Annotated in this window: 14 protein-coding genes and 1 riboswitch; of the genes, 7 read left to right on the top strand and 7 right to left on the bottom strand. The window is 72.0% G+C overall.

All coding sequences use genetic code 11. The annotated features are described in order from the left end of the window. Positions 1–101: 101 nt before the first annotated feature. Positions 102–1,103: a 2-oxoacid:ferredoxin oxidoreductase subunit beta gene (locus V4Y04_RS21830; protein ID WP_332432953.1), complete on the top strand. Its 1,002-nt coding sequence runs from the start codon at positions 102–104 to the stop codon at positions 1,101–1,103. A gap of 81 nt (positions 1,104–1,184) precedes the next feature. On the opposite strand, the gene V4Y04_RS21825 is transcribed toward V4Y04_RS21830, so the two are convergent. After that, positions 1,185–1,544: a winged helix-turn-helix transcriptional regulator gene (locus V4Y04_RS21825; RefSeq protein WP_332432952.1), complete on the bottom strand. Its 360-nt coding sequence runs from the start codon at positions 1,542–1,544 to the stop codon at positions 1,185–1,187. Between the two features lie 162 nt (positions 1,545–1,706). On the opposite strand from V4Y04_RS21825, the gene V4Y04_RS21820 reads away from it, so the two are divergent. From V4Y04_RS21820 to V4Y04_RS21810, 3 genes are all read left to right on the top strand, one after another. Next, positions 1,707–2,561, top strand: a complete 855-nt coding sequence (locus V4Y04_RS21820) for an SDR family oxidoreductase (RefSeq protein WP_332429951.1) — start codon at positions 1,707–1,709, stop codon at positions 2,559–2,561. Positions 2,562–2,707: 146 nt separating this feature from the next. Next, positions 2,708–3,775, top strand: coding sequence for an EamA family transporter RarD (rarD, locus tag V4Y04_RS21815; protein WP_332429949.1), 1,068 nt, complete (start codon positions 2,708–2,710; stop codon positions 3,773–3,775). 26 nt (positions 3,776–3,801) lie between these two features. Further along, entirely contained in the window at positions 3,802–4,320 is a 519-nt protein-coding gene (locus V4Y04_RS21810; RefSeq protein WP_332429947.1) for a VOC family protein, read from the top strand. Between the two features lie 5 nt (positions 4,321–4,325). Here V4Y04_RS21810 and V4Y04_RS21805 read toward each other — a convergent pair whose 3' ends face one another. Beyond that, positions 4,326–5,876 carry a tetratricopeptide repeat protein gene (locus V4Y04_RS21805; RefSeq protein WP_332429946.1) on the bottom strand — a complete coding sequence of 517 codons (1,551 nt, stop codon included), beginning with the start codon at positions 5,874–5,876 and terminating at the stop codon, positions 4,326–4,328. A gap of 214 nt (positions 5,877–6,090) precedes the next feature. Here V4Y04_RS21805 and V4Y04_RS21800 point away from each other — a divergent pair, with 214 nt between their 5' ends. Both V4Y04_RS21800 and V4Y04_RS21795 read left to right on the top strand, forming a co-directional pair. Further along, complete coding sequence (locus V4Y04_RS21800; RefSeq protein WP_332429944.1) at positions 6,091–6,597, top strand: DUF6668 family protein; 507 nt, start codon at positions 6,091–6,093, stop codon at positions 6,595–6,597. A gap of 79 nt (positions 6,598–6,676) precedes the next feature. Further along, positions 6,677–7,819 (top strand): amidase family protein, encoded by a 1,143-nt coding sequence (locus V4Y04_RS21795; protein ID WP_443080060.1) that lies wholly within the window; start codon positions 6,677–6,679, stop codon positions 7,817–7,819. A gap of 81 nt (positions 7,820–7,900) precedes the next feature. On the opposite strand, the gene V4Y04_RS21790 is transcribed toward V4Y04_RS21795, so the two are convergent. The 4 genes from V4Y04_RS21790 to V4Y04_RS21775 form a co-directional block, all read right to left on the bottom strand. Then, a complete protein-coding gene (locus V4Y04_RS21790) occupies positions 7,901–8,863 on the bottom strand; it encodes an ABC transporter permease (protein WP_443080059.1) in 963 nt (320 codons plus the stop codon). Then, positions 8,850–9,812: an ABC transporter ATP-binding protein gene (locus tag V4Y04_RS21785; protein ID WP_332429941.1), complete on the bottom strand. Its 963-nt coding sequence runs from the start codon at positions 9,810–9,812 to the stop codon at positions 8,850–8,852. The genes V4Y04_RS21790 and V4Y04_RS21785 overlap by 14 nt, the downstream gene beginning before the upstream one ends. Before the next feature lie 48 nt (positions 9,813–9,860). Beyond that, positions 9,861–11,138, bottom strand: a complete 1,278-nt coding sequence (locus V4Y04_RS21780) for a LolA family protein (protein ID WP_332429939.1) — start codon at positions 11,136–11,138, stop codon at positions 9,861–9,863. Between the two features lie 477 nt (positions 11,139–11,615). Then, positions 11,616–12,626 carry a polyprenyl synthetase family protein gene (locus tag V4Y04_RS21775; RefSeq protein ID WP_332429938.1) on the bottom strand — a complete coding sequence of 337 codons (1,011 nt, stop codon included), beginning with the start codon at positions 12,624–12,626 and terminating at the stop codon, positions 11,616–11,618. 615 nt (positions 12,627–13,241) lie between these two features. Next, positions 13,242–13,411: riboswitch (cyclic di-AMP (ydaO/yuaA leader) on the top strand. Between the two features lie 3 nt (positions 13,412–13,414). Here V4Y04_RS21775 and V4Y04_RS21770 point away from each other — a divergent pair. After that, on the top strand, positions 13,415–13,918 hold the full coding sequence (locus V4Y04_RS21770; protein WP_332429936.1) for a transglycosylase SLT domain-containing protein: 504 nt from the start codon (positions 13,415–13,417) through the stop codon (positions 13,916–13,918). Between the two features lie 81 nt (positions 13,919–13,999). Here the strand turns inward: V4Y04_RS21770 and V4Y04_RS21765 are convergent, their stop codons facing one another. Next, positions 14,000–14,869 carry an HAD family hydrolase gene (locus V4Y04_RS21765; RefSeq protein ID WP_332429934.1) on the bottom strand — a complete coding sequence of 290 codons (870 nt, stop codon included), beginning with the start codon at positions 14,867–14,869 and terminating at the stop codon, positions 14,000–14,002. Between the last annotated feature and the right edge of the window lie 95 nt (positions 14,870–14,964).

Below are 14,964 nucleotides of genomic sequence, written 5' to 3'. Positions count from 1 at the left end.
CACTGGCAGGCGGTCCGTCCTCCCTCGGCGACTCTCCCCTCGGGAACTCCCCCTTCGGCGACGCGCTCGCCCTGGTGCCCAAGGCCGAGGCCAAACAGTCGATGAAGGACTTCAAGTCCGATCAGGAGGTGCGCTGGTGCCCCGGCTGCGGCGACTACGCCGTCCTGGCCGCCGTGCAGGGCTTCATGCCCCAGCTCGGGCTGGCGAAGGAGAACATCGTCTTCGTCTCCGGCATCGGCTGCTCGTCCCGCTTCCCGTACTACATGAACACCTACGGGATGCATTCCATCCACGGCCGCGCCCCCGCGATCGCGACGGGTCTGGCCGCGTCCCGGCGCGATCTGAGTGTGTGGGTCGTCACCGGTGACGGGGACGCGTTGTCCATCGGCGGCAACCATCTGATCCACGCGCTGCGCCGTAACGTCAACCTGAAGATCCTGCTGTTCAACAACCGGATCTACGGTCTGACCAAGGGCCAGTACTCGCCGACCTCCGAGATCGGAAAGATCACCAAGTCGACGCCGGTGGGTTCACTGGACGCGCCCTTCAACCCGGTGTCGCTGGCGATCGGCGCGGAGGCGTCCTTCGTGGCCCGTACGGTCGACTCGGACCGCAAGCATCTGACCGAGGTGCTGCGGCAGGCCGCCGCCCATCCGGGCACCGCCCTGGTCGAGATCTACCAGAACTGCAACATCTTCAACGATGGCGCCTTCGAGGTCCTCAAGGACCGGCAACAGGCCGAGGAGGCGGTGATCCGGCTGGAGCACGGCAGCCCGATCCGCTTCGGGGCGGACCGTGCGAAGGGTGTCGTCCGGAACCGGACCACCGGGGACCTGGAGGTGGTCGCGGTGACGCCGGAGAACGAGGCGGAAATCGTGGTCCACGACGCACACTCGGCCTCCCCGACCACCGCGTTCGCGCTGTCCCGGCTCGCCGATCCGGACACCCTGCACCACACCCCGATCGGTGTCTTCCGCTCCGTGGACCGTCCGGTCTACGACACGCTGATGGCGGAACAGCTGGACGCAGCCGTCGAGCAGCACGGCAAGGGCGAACTCGGCGCACTGCTGGCGGGCAACGACACGTGGACGGTCGTCGGCTGAGCAGTCGCCCGAGGCGGTACGGCCGCTCAGGGGCGGTCGCACGCAGAGCGACCCGCACGCCCCGCACGAGGCCCGGACGCTTCAGAGCGGCCGGGCCTCACCGTCCGCGCGCCGAGCCTCGTCGTACGCCTGGCGGGCGGCCAGTACACCGTCCATGCGCCGCTCGGTCCAGGAGGCCAGTGCGCACACCTGTTCGGCGGCCTCGTGTCCCAGGCCGGTGAGGGAGTAGTCGACGCGTGGCGGGATCACCGGTTTGGCGTCACGGTGGACGAGACCGTCGCGCTCCAGCGTCTGGAGGGTCTGGGTGAGCATTTTCTCGCTGACCCTGCCGATCGCCCGGCGCAGCTCGCTGAAGCGGTAGGACCGCTCCTGGAGCCGGATCAGTACGAGTACGCCCCAGCGGCTCGTCACATGCTCCAGGACCAGGCGGTGCGGGCACATCGCCTCCCGCTCGCTCAGCAGGGGCCCGGACGCCAGTGCGGGAGGCGCGAACACACTCTTACTTACCGTCACGCCAGTACCTTACTTCAAAGTGGGTACTTACAAAAAGTTAGTGCAGGCCTTAGCGTTGGCGCCACCGCACCCCCACAAGGAGTTCTGAGCATGAGCATCGTCGTCACCGGAGCCACCGGAAACCTCGGCCGCCACGTCGTGGAGCAGTTGCTGGAGAAGGTTCCGGCCGAGCAGGTCACCGCCGTCGTCCGCAGCCCGGAGAAGGCCGCCGACCTGGCGGAACGCGGTGTCCGGCTCGCGGTCGCCGACTACAACGCCCCCGAGACCTTCGACGGCGTGTTCGCGGCGGGCGACAAGGTGCTGCTGATCTCGGGCAACGAGTTCGACAAGGGCCGGGTGCAGCAGCACCGGGTGGTCATCGAGGCCGCCAAGGCCGCCGGTGTCGCCCTCCTCGCCTACACCAGCGCCCCCAAGACGCTGACCGCCGCGCTCGCCGACGACCACCGCGGCACCGAGAAGGCCCTGCTGGACTCCGGCGTGCCGTACGTCCTGCTGCGCAACGGCTGGTACCACGAGGTCTACACCGAGAACCTCGCCCCGGTGCTGGAGCACGACGCGGTCGTCGCCGCCGCCGGTGAGGGCCGTATCTCCTCCGCCGCGCGCGCCGACTACGCCGCGGCCGCCGTCGCCGTACTCACCGGCGAGGGCCACGAGAACAAGACGTACGAGCTGGGCGGCGACGAGGCGTGGAGCCTCGCCGAGTACGCGGCCGAGCTGAGCCGGCAGACCGGCAGGGAGATCGCCTACAAGCCGGTCACGGTCGAGGAGCTCACCGGCATCCTGGCCGGTGCCGGACTGCCGGAGCCCGTGGCCGCCATCTTCGCCGGCGTGGACGCCTCCATCGAGAAGGGCGAGCTGGTGGTCACCAGTGGCGATCTGTCCCGGCTGGCCGGCCGTCCGGCCACCCCGCTCGCGGACGCCGTCGCCGCCGCGCTGAAGGCCTGACCTCCCCACAGGTCCGCGGCCCGGACGCCCCCGCATGTCATGACCGTATTCCGATACGGGCATGACATGCGGGGGCGTCCGGCGTTACCGTCGTCCGGGCGGGCGTCGCTCACCCCAGGGCATATGCCAGGCAAGAAGGAGGGCCCGTGACCGAGAAGTCGGCCGGCGAGCGGCGCAAGGGACTGCTGAACGGCTTCGCGGCATACGGAATGTGGGGACTCGTCCCTCTCTTCTGGCCCCTGCTCAAGCCCGCGGGGGCCGTGGAGATCCTGGCCCACCGGATGGTCTGGTCGCTGTTCTTCGTGGGCGCCGCCCTGCTCTTCATACGCCGCTGGGCCTGGCTCGGGGAACTGCTGCGGCAGCCTCGCCGGCTGGCCCTGATCACGGTCGCCGCGGCGGTCATCACCGTCAACTGGGGCGTCTACATCTGGTCGGTGAACTCCGGGCACGTCGTCGAGGCCTCGCTCGGCTACTTCATCAACCCGCTGGTCACCATCGCCATCGGCGTGCTGCTGCTGAAGGAACGGCTGCGCCCCGTGCAGTGGACGGCGGTCGGGGTCGGCTTCGCCGCGGTGCTCGTCCTCACCATCGGCTACGGCCGCCCGCCGTGGATCTCGCTCTGCCTCGCCTTCTCCTTCGCCGTCTACGGTCTGGTGAAGAAGAAGATCAACCTCGGCGGTGTCGAGTCGCTGGCCGCCGAGACGGCCGTCCAGTTCCTGCCCGCGCTCGGCTATCTGCTGTGGCTGAGCAACCGGGGCGAGTCCACGTTCGGCGCCGAGGGCGCGGGACACGCGGCGCTGCTCGTCGCCACCGGGATCGTCACCGCGCTCCCCATGGTCTGCTTCGGCGCCGCCGCGATCCGTGTGCCACTGTCCACGATGGGGCTGCTCCAGTACCTGGCCCCGGTGTTCCAGTTCCTGCTCGGCATCCTCTACTTCAAGGAGGCCATGCCGCCCGAGCGCTGGGCCGGCTTCGCACTGGTGTGGCTGGCGCTCATGCTGCTGACCTGGGACGCCCTGCGCACCGCCCGTCGCACCGCCCGCACGCTCGCCGGGGAGCGGGCGAAGGCGGCGGCAGCGACAGCGACCGGCGCGGCGGCGAGCCCGGTGGACCCCTCGGTCGTGGCGAACCCGGTGGTCGTGGCGAACGCGGTGGATGCGGTGAACCCGGCGGATGCGGTGAATGCGGTGAACGCACCGAAGGTCGGGCCGTAACGCTTCTCGGCGCGTTGAATGACTCCATGACGCAGCCACCGACATCACCTACCCCCGGCCCGCCCGGCACCGCCGACGCCCCTGTCGCCGCCGTCGCTCCCCTCCACTGGAAGCTCGTCATCGACGCGGCCGATCCCCACGCACAGGCCGACTTCTGGGCCGCCGCCCTCGGGTACACGGTCGAGGACAACAGCCCGCTCATCGAGAAACTGCTCGGTCTGGGCGCTCTGACGGCCGACCTCACCGTCGAGCACCACGGCCGTCGCGCCTTCCGGGACCTGATCGCGGTGCGGCACCCCGACGACCCGTACGAGGAGCAGAGCGGCACGGGTCTGGGGCGGCGGCTGCTCTTCCAGCGGGTGCCGGAGGCGAAGACGGTCAAGAACCGGCTCCACCTCGACCTGCACCCCGGTGAGGGACGCCGCGAGGAGGAGGTGCGGCGGCTGGAGCGGCTCGGCGGGAGGGTGCTCCGTCAGGTGCGGGAACCGTCCGGTTCGTGGAGCGTGATGACGGACCCGGAAGGCAACGAGTACTGCGTGCACTGACGCCCTCACCCGTGCTGGGCGCGGGCGCGGTCGGTCAGCCGGGCCATGCGGGCGCGGGCGGACCCGAGTTCCTCGACCTCGTCGGCGGCCGGGCCGTCCTCGGCGGCGAGTGCGGTCCACAACCCGATCAGGTCGCGCCCCAGCTCCAGCCCGCGCAACGGGTCGCGCACCGCGCGCCAGGCGGTGGCCGCGCTGCGGACGTTGCCGTAAGCGGCCTCCGCGTCGCCCGCCCGGCGGTGGATCCCGGCGAGCTCGACGGAGAGCCGGAAGGCGTGCAGCGGCTCGTCGCCGAGGTAGGCGATGTACGCGGTCAGCTCGCGCAGCCGGAGTACCTCGGGGTGCTCGGGCCCCAGGGACCGCGAGGCCTCGGTCACCGTCTCCCCGGCCAGTCGCGCCGCCGTGTCGATCCGGCCCGCCCGGACGGCGTCGTTGATCCGGCCCATGGGTTCGGCCAGGTGGGTCCCGCCCGGCACCGCCGGCGGCTCGTCGGCGAGCACCGCCTCCGCCACGGCGTCGAAGCCGCGGGGCGGGGTCGGCTTGGGCTCGAGGTCGATGCCGGTGCCGTGCACGACCTCCGAGTGCGGTGCGGGCGTCCGGGGGCGAACCGGCTCCGGGCCGCCCGGTGCCCGGTCGGGCCGGGGCAGCGGGCCCGTCCCCTGGTCCGACACCGGGCCGGCCGTCGCGGGCAGGGGGCTCGGTATCCGGTCGGCCGGGGGGAGGGGAGGCGCCGGAAGCCTCGGGGACGCGGGTGGGGTCCGGGAGAAGCCGTCGGCTTCGGGGACGGGGCGCGGCCGCCCGTCCATGGACGGGGGCGGGCCGAACTCACCCGTCGGCGGCGCGACCGTTCCCAGGGGTGTCGCTCCCGGCGTCCCGGGCACCGGACGCAGCCGGGAGGTGGGGGCGGAGTCCCGTACGAGACCGCGGGCCGGGGCCGGGGCAGGGGGTGATGCCGGGTCCGAGGTCAGGGGTGAGGCCGGGTCCGGGTCCGGGCCCAGGGGTGAGGCCGGAATCGGGGTCGGGTCCGGTACGGGGTGCAGGACGTGGGTGGGCCGGTCGCGCCCGGGGCGCGGTGACGGGACGGCAGCCGGAGCCGGGGCTGCGGAGAAGGGCAGGGCGTCGTCGTGCGGCGCGGCCACCGGCCGCTCCCGGACCACACCCCGGCCCGGTGCCTGTGCCGACCCCGACGCGGGCCTCTCCTCCGACGCGGGCCTCTGCTCCGACTCCGGTGTCATCGGCGCCGGCTCCCCCGTGAAGCGGCTGGCGCCGTCCGGGTCGACCTGGAGCGGGACGACGTAACCGATGCGTTCGTCGTGGATGGTGGCCAGGACGGTGTGTCCCGAGGCGACGGCGATGCGGTGGAGCCGGTTCAGCACGGCCTGCTGAACCTCCTCACCGGGTCCGGCGACCACCAGTGCCCCGCCGACGAACGCCCTCCGCGTGCCCGCGCCGCCCTCCACGGCGACGGGTACATGGACGTCGATCGGCACTGCCGCAAGATTCGCCGCGTGTGCGGCCTGCTGCTGTTCCCGCTTCTTCTCGCGGCTGAGTCGCGCCATCGTTCCCTCATTCGGGTCGTGAACCTACCGCCGAGTCTGTCCGCTGGGCCCCGTTTCTCACGTCACCGCGTTGTCACAGGCTCGTCCCAACGGTCCTCCCGCGTCCGGCGCCCTCTCCCGTGTTCTTCTCCCCATGCCTGCCGTCCGCTGTCCGCCGTCCGTTGTCCGTTGTCCGCCGGCATGAGGACCGGGATGGCGAGGCAGGAGAGTGGGCATGCGTACAGGCATGCGACAGGGACCGGAGATCTGGATCCGAGGTCCGGTGGGAGTGCCGGAACCGGGCCCGCCGGAGCCCTCCCACGCCCGTGCGGCAGCGCGGGGCTTCTCCTGGGTCGGCACCCATGGCGGCGCCGGGGTCTCCACGCTCGCCGCGGTGCACGGCGGTCATGACAGCGGCCGCGTCTGGCCCGGACCGGGCGATCCACGGTCGGTGCTGCTCGTCGCCCGGACACACGCGTCCGGGCTGGAGACCGTCGTCCCGGCCGTGGAGATGTTCCGGCACGGGGTGGTCCCGTACGGTCTCGATCTCGACGCCGTGGTCGTGGTGGCGGACGCGCCGGGCCGTCTCCCGCGCCCCCTCTCCCAGCGGATCCGGCGCATCGAGTCGGTGATCGACGTCTACCGCGTGCCGTGGGTGCCCGAGTGGCGCCTGGGCAATCTGAGCGGCCGTCTGCCGCGCGAGGCCGGGCCACTGGCCCGCCTGACGGGATCGGCGGGCTGAAACGCCGAGCGGGGAGGGGGCCGGGGCCCGGACGTCCGCCTCGGCGGCGGAGATCGCCTCCGCGGTACGCGCGAGGAGGGTGCGGGCCGTCGATGTGGTCGCGGAGGCGCTGGAGCGGATCGAGCGGGCCGATCCGGTGCTGTGCGCGTTCACCGAGGTGTGGGCCGAGAAGGCGCTGCGGCGGGCGGGGGAGGTGGACACCCTGATCGAGGCGGGTCCGCCGCGTCCGTCCGGTCCGAACGGGGGCGAGGGGCCCGGGGCTCACGCGTGGCTGCCGCTGGCCGGGGTGCCGGTCGCGGTGAAGGGGCGGCACGGGCTGCGGGCGGCGGTTCCGCTGCTCGCGGCCGGTTGTGTCGTGCTGGGGGCCACCGCGGTGCCCGGGCCCGGCACCGCCTGGCAGACCTGGGGTCTCGGGGCACGCGGACGCACCGTCAATCCGTGGCGGGCCGACCGTACGCCGGGCGGTTCCTCGGCCGGGGCCGCGGTGGCGGTGGCGGCCGGCCTGGTGCCGCTGGCGACGGGCAGCGACGGCGCGGGGTCGGTGCGCATCCCGGCGGCGTGGTGCGGGGTCGTCGGTCTCAAGGTCACCAACGGTCTGCTCCCGTCGCGCGACCGCACGGGTCTCGCGGCCCCCGGGGTCCTCGCCCGTACGGCGGCCGACGCGGCGGCCTGGTGGCGGGCGGTGTCGCCGACCGGCGCCGTCGACGCGCCGCCGCCGTCCCTCCCTCTCCCCGCTGTCTGGTCCCCCGACCTCGGCTTCGCCGGTCCCGACCCGGAGCCCGTCGCACTGGCACGGGCAGCGGTCGACCGGCTCGTCGACGCCGGGCTCGTACGGCTCGTACGGCCGCAGGCGCCGCCGCTGCTCCTGGACCCGGCCCCGGCCTGGCGGGCTCTGCGCGATCCCGGCACGGACTCGGCCGGACTCGCCGACGCCCACCACGTCCGGGCGGAGAACGACCGACGTCTGGCCCGCCTCTTCGCCGGCGCCGAGCTGCTGCTGACACCTACGGCGCCCACCGCGCCGCACGGCCACGAAGGGCCGGGCGATGCCTACTCCACCGCGCTCACCTGGGCGTTCAACCTGAGCGGGCACCCGGCGCTGAATCTCCCGGCCGGGTTCGGCACCGACGGCTGCCCGGCCGGACTCCAACTGGTGGCACCGCATGGGCAGGAGGAACTGCTGTTCGCCGTGGCGGGGGCGGCAGAGAAGCCGAGGGCCTGAAGGGCTGAAGGACGTCCCCCGGAGCCGGGGCCGCCGCTTGAACCGTTGCATGCCGGTGTCCGCCGCTGCCACCACGTTTCGCTACGCGGTGATGTCCTTCGTCGTGAACCTCGCCCAGGCCGCCGAGCCGAACACCAGCGCGTACAGGGACTGGAGGCCGAGGTTCTTCATCAGGTCGTCCCAGTAAACGGGCTCGCGCAGGAGATCGGCGAAGGACAGCCAGTAATGGGAGAAGAAGTACGGGTGGAGGGCGTCGAGCTGCGGGATCTGGTCGAGGATCTGGACGGTGATCAGTAGCCCCACCGTCGTCGCCATCGCCGCGATGCCGCTGCCGGTCAGCGTGGACACGAACAGGCCGAGTGCCGCCACCCCGATCAGCGACGCGGCGACGACCAGGGCGATCAGCAGGGCTCTGCCCAGTCCCTCCGCGAAGCCGATCCGGGTGCCGGAGATGGTCGTGAGGTCGCCGAGCGGGAACAGGAGCGCCCCCACGGCCAGGGCGGAGAGGGCCACCACGAGAGTGGCGGCCAGGCAGAAGGCGATGACGGTGGCGTATTTGGTGAGCAGCAGCCGGGTACGGCCGGCGGGAGCGACGAGGAGGTAGCGGAGGGTGCCGGCGTTCGCCTCGCCGGCGATGGAGTCGCCCGCGACCACACCGATCGCCATGGGCAGGAAGAACGGCAGCGTGGCCGCCAGCGCGGTGAACACCAGGAACAGGCCGTTGTTGGTGATCTGCGAGATGAAGGCCGGCCCCGCGCCGCCCCCTCCCCCGCCGCCGGCCGCGGAACCGTCACCGGTCTCGATCCTCACGGCGATCCCGACCAGGACCGGCACGGCGGCCAGGACCCCGAGCAGGGCGAGGGTGCGCCAACGCCGGAAGGTGATCAGCAGTTCGCTGCGGAACAGACTGAAGGCCCCGAGGACACGCACGGTCCACGTCCGTTTCCCCGTCCCCGTCCCCGGCCTGTCCGGTTCGCCCGGCGCTCCCCGTACTTCCGGCCCCGCCGTCCCCTCCGGCTCCCGGACGGTCTCAGCCCGCGACATCGAAGCCCTCCCCGGTCAGCGCCACGAACGCGTCCTCCAGCGAGGCCCGTTCGACCCCGAAGCCGCGCACCCGGACGCCACCCGTCACCAGCGCGGTGTTCACCTCGGCGAGGTCGCGCTCGGGCACCTCGCCGGTCACCCGGTCGTCGGTGACCACGACGTCGCCGATCCCCTGCTCCTTCAGCACCCGCGCCGCGTCCGCCGGGTCCGGTGTGGTCACCACCAGCCGGCCGCGGCTGCCCGCGGCCAGGTCGGCGACGGGTCCCTGGGTGAGCAGCCGGCCGCGCGCCATCACCGCGGCATGCGTGCACACCTGTCCGATCTCGTCGAGCAGGTGCGAGGAGAGGAAGACGGTCGTGCCGTCCGACGCCAACTCCCTTATCAGGGCGCGGATCTCCCGCATGCCCTGCGGGTCGAGTCCGTTGGTCGGCTCGTCCAGGACGAGCAGCCGGCGGGGCTGGAGCAGGGCCGCCCCCAGCCCGAGGCGCTGCTTCATGCCGAGGGAGTACGCCTTCGCCTTCTTGCCCGCGGCGGCCGTGAGGCCCACCCGGTCCAGGGCGGCGGCGACGCGGGCGTGCCGGGTGCGCGGATCGGCGGTCGGGTCGGCGGCGTCGTAGCGCAGGAGGTTGTCGCGGCCGGAGAGGAAGCCGTACAGGGCGGGGCCCTCGATGAGGGCCCCCACCCGCGGGAGCACGGCGCGCGCGGAGCGCGGCATGGGCCGGCCCAGGACGTGCGCCGTGCCCGAGGTGGGCTCGATCAGGCCCATCAGCATGCGGATGGTGGTGGTCTTGCCGGAGCCGTTGGGACCGAGGAAACCGAAGACACTGCCCGACGGAACGGTCAGATCGAGACCGTCGACGGCGAGCTGTCCGCCGCGGTAGCGCTTGGTGAGCGCACGGGTGACGATGACGCCGTCACCCGTACCCTGCGTGGCGGACGCCTCGCCCATGGCTCCCTCGTTCTCTGCCGTGCTGTCCCCCTGGCACCGTCGCCCGGGTCACTTCCCTTCGTTGGCCGCCTTCACCAGCGCGTCCTTGGTGACGGCGCCCACGTAGACCTTGCCGTCCTCGGTGAACAGGGCGTTGACCAGGCGGGTGCTGAACACGGTGCCCGTGCCGAACTCGCCCTTCACCTGGTCGCCGAGCGAGCCGAGGAAGCCGTCGAGGTCACCGCCTCCGGAGCCGGCCGGCAGACCGCCCTCGCCGCCGGTGTCGAAGGTGGCGACGGAGTTCCAGCCCTCACCGAGCACCTTCAGCCCGTCGAGGCCCTTTGCCAGGTCCTCCTCGGACTTCGGGGCGCGCTCCGGCTTCCCGTGCTCCCCGCCCTTCTCACTGCTGTCCTTCGCACCGCTGCCCTTCGCACCGCTGCCCTTCGCACCGCCGTCCAGTTCGCCCTCCTCGGTCACCTTGGCGCCCTTGGGCGGGGTGAAGTCGAAGGTCGACGCGGCCGGCCGGTCGAAGTCGACCTTGGTGAAGCCGACGTCCACGACGGCGGCACCGCCACTCGCCGGGGTCAGCGTGAACTTCAGCGGCGTACCGGTCCTGTGGTCCACCGCGATGCTGATGGCACCGACCGTGGAGCCGGACTGCCTGGGCTTGACGACCAGCTTGTACGCGTCCCGGCCGGCCACCTGCGCGGTGCCGTCGACGGTGACGGACGTGGTGTCGTCGACCGACTTCAGCGCCTCCTCGGCGAAGCCCCTGGGCGTGACCGGGGGCTGGTGCTCCCGGTCCTTGTCCCCGGCGGACTCCTCGGTGGTGCTGTGGAAGACCTCGTTGGACTCGCTGTCGTAGCCCCAGACGTCCTTGCCGTTGTGGATCAGGCTGTACTCGGAGGCGTTCCCGAGCAGTGACAGCTTCTGCCGGTCGGGGCCGTCCGCCGCGATGCGCAGGGTGTGCGTGCCGGAGGCCAGCTCGGTGAGCTTGGCCGTCGGGTCGGCGGAGGAACCGCCCTCCCCACCCTGGCCCATGGCGTCGGAGGCCAGGCTGCTCTCCAGGCCGCCGAGGTCCGGCAGCCCGAGGTCAGTGGTGATCTTCACGGTGCCGGAGAGCTGCTCGGCATCCGACTGGGCGATCTTCTCGATCAGCTGCGCTGCGGTGATCTTCGGCAGGTCCGGGTCGCCGGAGTCGGCGAGCGCGGGGACGAGCCCGATGGTCGCGGCCGCCACTCCCATCACCGTGACCGGGACGATGTACCGCGCGGCCCTGCTCCGGCGTGCGCCCGGCTCGCCGGCCTCACGAGCGGTCGTCGTGTCGTCGGATTCGTACGGTGCCATGTGTGCCCTACCTCCGTGGTCGGCGGCGGCCTGCGTCTCGTGTCGCTCGCACCAGTCACACCCTGAGCCGCCATTCTCACCCGAATCGGTGAGGAGTGGTGATGTCCGTCGTGTTCCATCTGACCAAACCAGGCGGGCGGATGCGTCAGACCCCGGGCTCAACTCCGTGTACTGCTGCGGTATGACACGGGCCGATGTTCCGCCTCCCGACCAGTAGGGGTCGGGGGGCCGCGGTAACGACCTCACCCGCGATGGGGAGTGGATCAGCGAGCGGCGTCATGCGGCTTCGCCTCCAAGGCGGAGGAGGGAGTGATGGCGGAGCCATCGCGACCGACGACAACGCCGGAGGCGAAGCCGCATGACGCCGGGAGCCCGCTCCCCATCGCGGGTGAGGTCGTCAGGGCCGACGACGACCTGTGCGGGCCGGTGACGGCCGGGTGCGGGGGACCGAAGCGGCGGACAGGGACGGCAGGCGGGTCAGCCGGCCCGGTGCACCACCGCGTCGCACAGCTCGACCAGGGCCGTCTTCGACTCGCACTCCGGCAACGGAGCCAGCGCCGAGCGCGCCTCTTCCGCATAGCGCACGGTGTCCCGGCGGGCCTGCTTTAGCGCGGGGTGGGCGCGCAGCAGCCGCAGCGCCTCGGCGTGCCGGTCGTCGTCGGTGAGGTCGGAGTCCAGCAACTCGCACAGGGCGATGTCCTCGGCCAGTCCCAGCCGGGCCGTCCGCTCGCGCAGCCGCAGCACGGGCAGGGTCGGGATGCCCTCACGCAGGTCGGTGCCCGGGGTCTTGCCGGACTCGTGGGAGTCGGAGGCGATGTCCAGTACGTCGTCGGCGAACTGGAAGGCGACCCCGAGGCGCTCGCCGTACTGGGTCAGCACGTCCACGACGGTGTCGTCGGCCCCGGCCATCATGGCGCCGAACCGGCAGGAGACGGCGACCAGCGAGCCGGTCTTTCCGCTGAGGACGTCCAGGTAGTGGTCGACCGGGTCCCGGCCGTCCTGCGGCCCCGCGGTCTCCAGGATCTGACCGGTGACCAGTCGCTCGAACGCCTCGGCCTGCACCCGTACGGCCTCCGGTCCGAGGTCGGCCAGGATGTGCGAGGCACGGGCGAAGAGGAAGTCACCGGTGAGGACGGCGACGGAGTTGCCCCAGCGTGCGTTGGCGCTGGGCACCCCACGCCGTACCTCGGCGGCGTCCATCACGTCGTCGTGGTACAGGGTGGCCAGGTGGGTCAACTCGACGACGACGGCGGACGGTACGACGCCGGGCGCGTAGGGGTCGCCGAACTGGGCGCAGAGCATCACGAGCAGCGGCCGGAACCGCTTGCCGCCGGCCCGCACCAGGTGCTGGGCGGCCTCCGTGATGAAGGGCACCTCACTCTTGGTGGCCTCGAGCAGCCCCTCCTCGACAGCCGTCATCCCGGCCTGGACATCGGCTTCCAGAGCCTGGTCCCGCACGCTCAGCCCGAACGGCCCGACGACGGTCACGAGGGGTCTCCTGTCTGCTGGTGTCCACTGGCGCTTAGACGTCGTGCACAGTCTGTCGATAGGTCGCTGACATCACTCGCGTCAGCGTATCCGGTCATGTTTCGATCACCGCCAGCACCCACATTCCCCAGACTCACCTGCGCAGGCGTGCACGGCGTCTCACGGCACCCTCCGATATCGGATCACAACCAGATCGTTTCTGATCAGTTGGTAACAAAGGATATTCCTCGCCTTTCGGGCGCGACGACCCACCCTCGGGACGCACCCCGAACCGCGATCCGGCACACGATCCGGCACGCGAATCATCCTGCCCACCCAGAGGCCCGATTTGCCGTAATTACCAAGTAAATCCCTCCTGGTGGCAAATGTGAACACGCCGTACGGCCAGTGAAGTGAGTCACGCGCACCCCGGCACACCCACCCCCTCACGCCCGTCGGCGATTCCCCTTGCGCCGGGAGCGAGTTGACCCTTTGCATCCACAAAGATCCAAGCGTCGCAAACAGCCCGATACAAGATCAAGCAGCGTGTTCTGTGACGGTTGCACTTGTTTCCGACAAGTGCACTCGCATACGTTCCCGGCCTGTCGGGCGAACGCCGAATCCTGCCACCGCCCGCGCCACCCATCGATGAACTCACGCACGGCAGGAGCGGGGGACCCAGGTAAGCCGCCGGACCGGTTCGCACCCGGAACGGCTCGGGGTGAAGCCATGCCCGCAGGGGCACGGCCGGGCACTCTCCCGCCCGAACCCGACAGCTCACCTCGCAGGCGTAGGAGAGGAACACAGACATGACCGCATCCGGTCCGCCCCGCCGCTTCGGCCGCTCCCGCCTCGTCCGCTCCTTCGCCGTCGCCGGCGTCGTGGCGGTCGCCCTCCCGCTGTTCGGCGCCACCCCCGCCTCCGCCGCCGTCCCCGCCGTCCCCGCCTCCGCCGCTGCCGCGACGTCCGACGCCGGCTCCGTGACCGCGTACCCGGACAACCTCGACGGCTGGATCCACGAGTCGCTGTCCGTCATGGCGCAGCACGGCATCCCCGGCAGCTACGACTCCATCCACCGCAACATCCTGCGCGAGTCGTCCGGCAACCCGCAGGCCATCAACCTGTGGGACTCCAACGCCGCGGCCGGCACTCCGTCGAAGGGCCTGCTCCAGGTCATCGACCCGACCTTCCAGGCCTACCACGTGCCCGGTACGGTCTTCGACCCGTTCGACCCGGTCGCGAACATCACGGCGGCCTGCAACTACGCGGCGGACCGCTACGGCTCCATCGACAACGTCTTCGGCGCCTACTGAGGCACCCGGACCCATCGGGACGCCTGAGCACCGGAACACCGGCGGCACCGGCGGCACCGGCCACACCCGCGGCACCGAGGCCTACCGGGACACTCTCCCGGACCTGGGGCGGGGCAGCACGTGCGGGGGCACGTGCCGCCCCGTTCCGCCGAACAACCGCTCGAGGACGATGGCCACGCCGTCGTCCTCGTTCGACGTGGTGACCTCGTCGGCCACCGCCTTGAGCTCGGGGTGCGCGTTGGCCATGGCGACCCCGTGGGCCGCCCAGTCGAACATCGGGATGTCGTTGGGCATGTCGCCGAAGGCGACGGTCCGCCCTGCTTCCAGCCCCAGGTGCTCGGCGGCCAGCGCGAGACCGGTCGCCTTGGTCACACCGTACGGCTGGAGTTCCACGGTGCCCGGACCCGACATGGTGACCGTGGCCAGCGAGCCGACCACCGAACGGGCCGTCGCCGCCAACTCGTCGTCGGTCAGGTGGGGATGGCGCAGCAGCACCTTGCTGATCGGCCGGACCCACAGCTCGTCCCGCCGTTCGACCCGTACGGCGGGCAGCGTCGGGTGCGGCATCAGATAGCCCGGTTCGATCAGGGTGAGTCCGTCCACCCCGTCCTGGTCGACCGCGGCGTACAGCTCCCCGACCTCGGCCTCGATCTTCCCCAGCGCGGTCTCCGCCAGTTCCCGGTCCAGGGTGACCGACCACAGCAGCCGGTCCGTACCGGCTTCGTACACCTGCGCGCCCTGTCCGCACACCGCGAGCCCGGTGGCCCCCAGGCCGTCCAGGAGCGGCCGCACCCTGGGCGCCGGGCGCCCCGTCACCACGAGGTGCCGGGCACCGGCCCGCGCCGCCAGCGCCAGTGCGGCGAGGGAGCGGTCGGAGAGGGTGTCGTCGCCGCGCAGCAGCGTCCCGTCCAGGTCGGTGGCGATGAGCGAGCAATCGGTGGGTGCGGCCATGATCAGAGAATACGGATACCGGGCCCGCCCGACTCACCACGCCCGAGCCCACCCGGCCCGGCTCCCCGGCCCGGCCCACTCCGTCTGACCCGCTC

It is taken from the genome of Streptomyces sp. P9-A2 (assembly GCF_036634175.1).
Lineage (GTDB): Bacteria > Actinomycetota > Actinomycetes > Streptomycetales > Streptomycetaceae > Streptomyces > Streptomyces pratens.
This window is presented reverse-complemented; position numbering and strand designations above follow the sequence as displayed.

Coding starts and splice junctions, on each gene's coding strand:
- V4Y04_RS21830 (WP_332432953.1), top strand. CDS start 102: ATGAAGGACTTCAAGTCCGATCAGGAGGTGCGCTGGTGCCCCGGCTGC.
- V4Y04_RS21825 (WP_332432952.1), bottom strand. CDS start 1,544: ATGTGCCCGCACCGCCTGGTCCTGGAGCATGTGACGAGCCGCTGGGGC.
- V4Y04_RS21820 (WP_332429951.1), top strand. CDS start 1,707: ATGAGCATCGTCGTCACCGGAGCCACCGGAAACCTCGGCCGCCACGTC.
- V4Y04_RS21810 (WP_332429947.1), top strand. CDS start 3,802: ATGACGCAGCCACCGACATCACCTACCCCCGGCCCGCCCGGCACCGCC.
- V4Y04_RS21805 (WP_332429946.1), bottom strand. CDS start 5,876: ATGGCGCGACTCAGCCGCGAGAAGAAGCGGGAACAGCAGCAGGCCGCA.
- V4Y04_RS21800 (WP_332429944.1), top strand. CDS start 6,091: ATGCGTACAGGCATGCGACAGGGACCGGAGATCTGGATCCGAGGTCCG.
- V4Y04_RS21790 (WP_443080059.1), bottom strand. CDS start 8,863: ATGTCGCGGGCTGAGACCGTCCGGGAGCCGGAGGGGACGGCGGGGCCG.
- V4Y04_RS21785 (WP_332429941.1), bottom strand. CDS start 9,812: ATGGGCGAGGCGTCCGCCACGCAGGGTACGGGTGACGGCGTCATCGTC.
- V4Y04_RS21780 (WP_332429939.1), bottom strand. CDS start 11,138: ATGGCACCGTACGAATCCGACGACACGACGACCGCTCGTGAGGCCGGC.
- V4Y04_RS21770 (WP_332429936.1), top strand. CDS start 13,415: ATGACCGCATCCGGTCCGCCCCGCCGCTTCGGCCGCTCCCGCCTCGTC.
- V4Y04_RS21765 (WP_332429934.1), bottom strand. CDS start 14,869: ATGGCCGCACCCACCGATTGCTCGCTCATCGCCACCGACCTGGACGGG.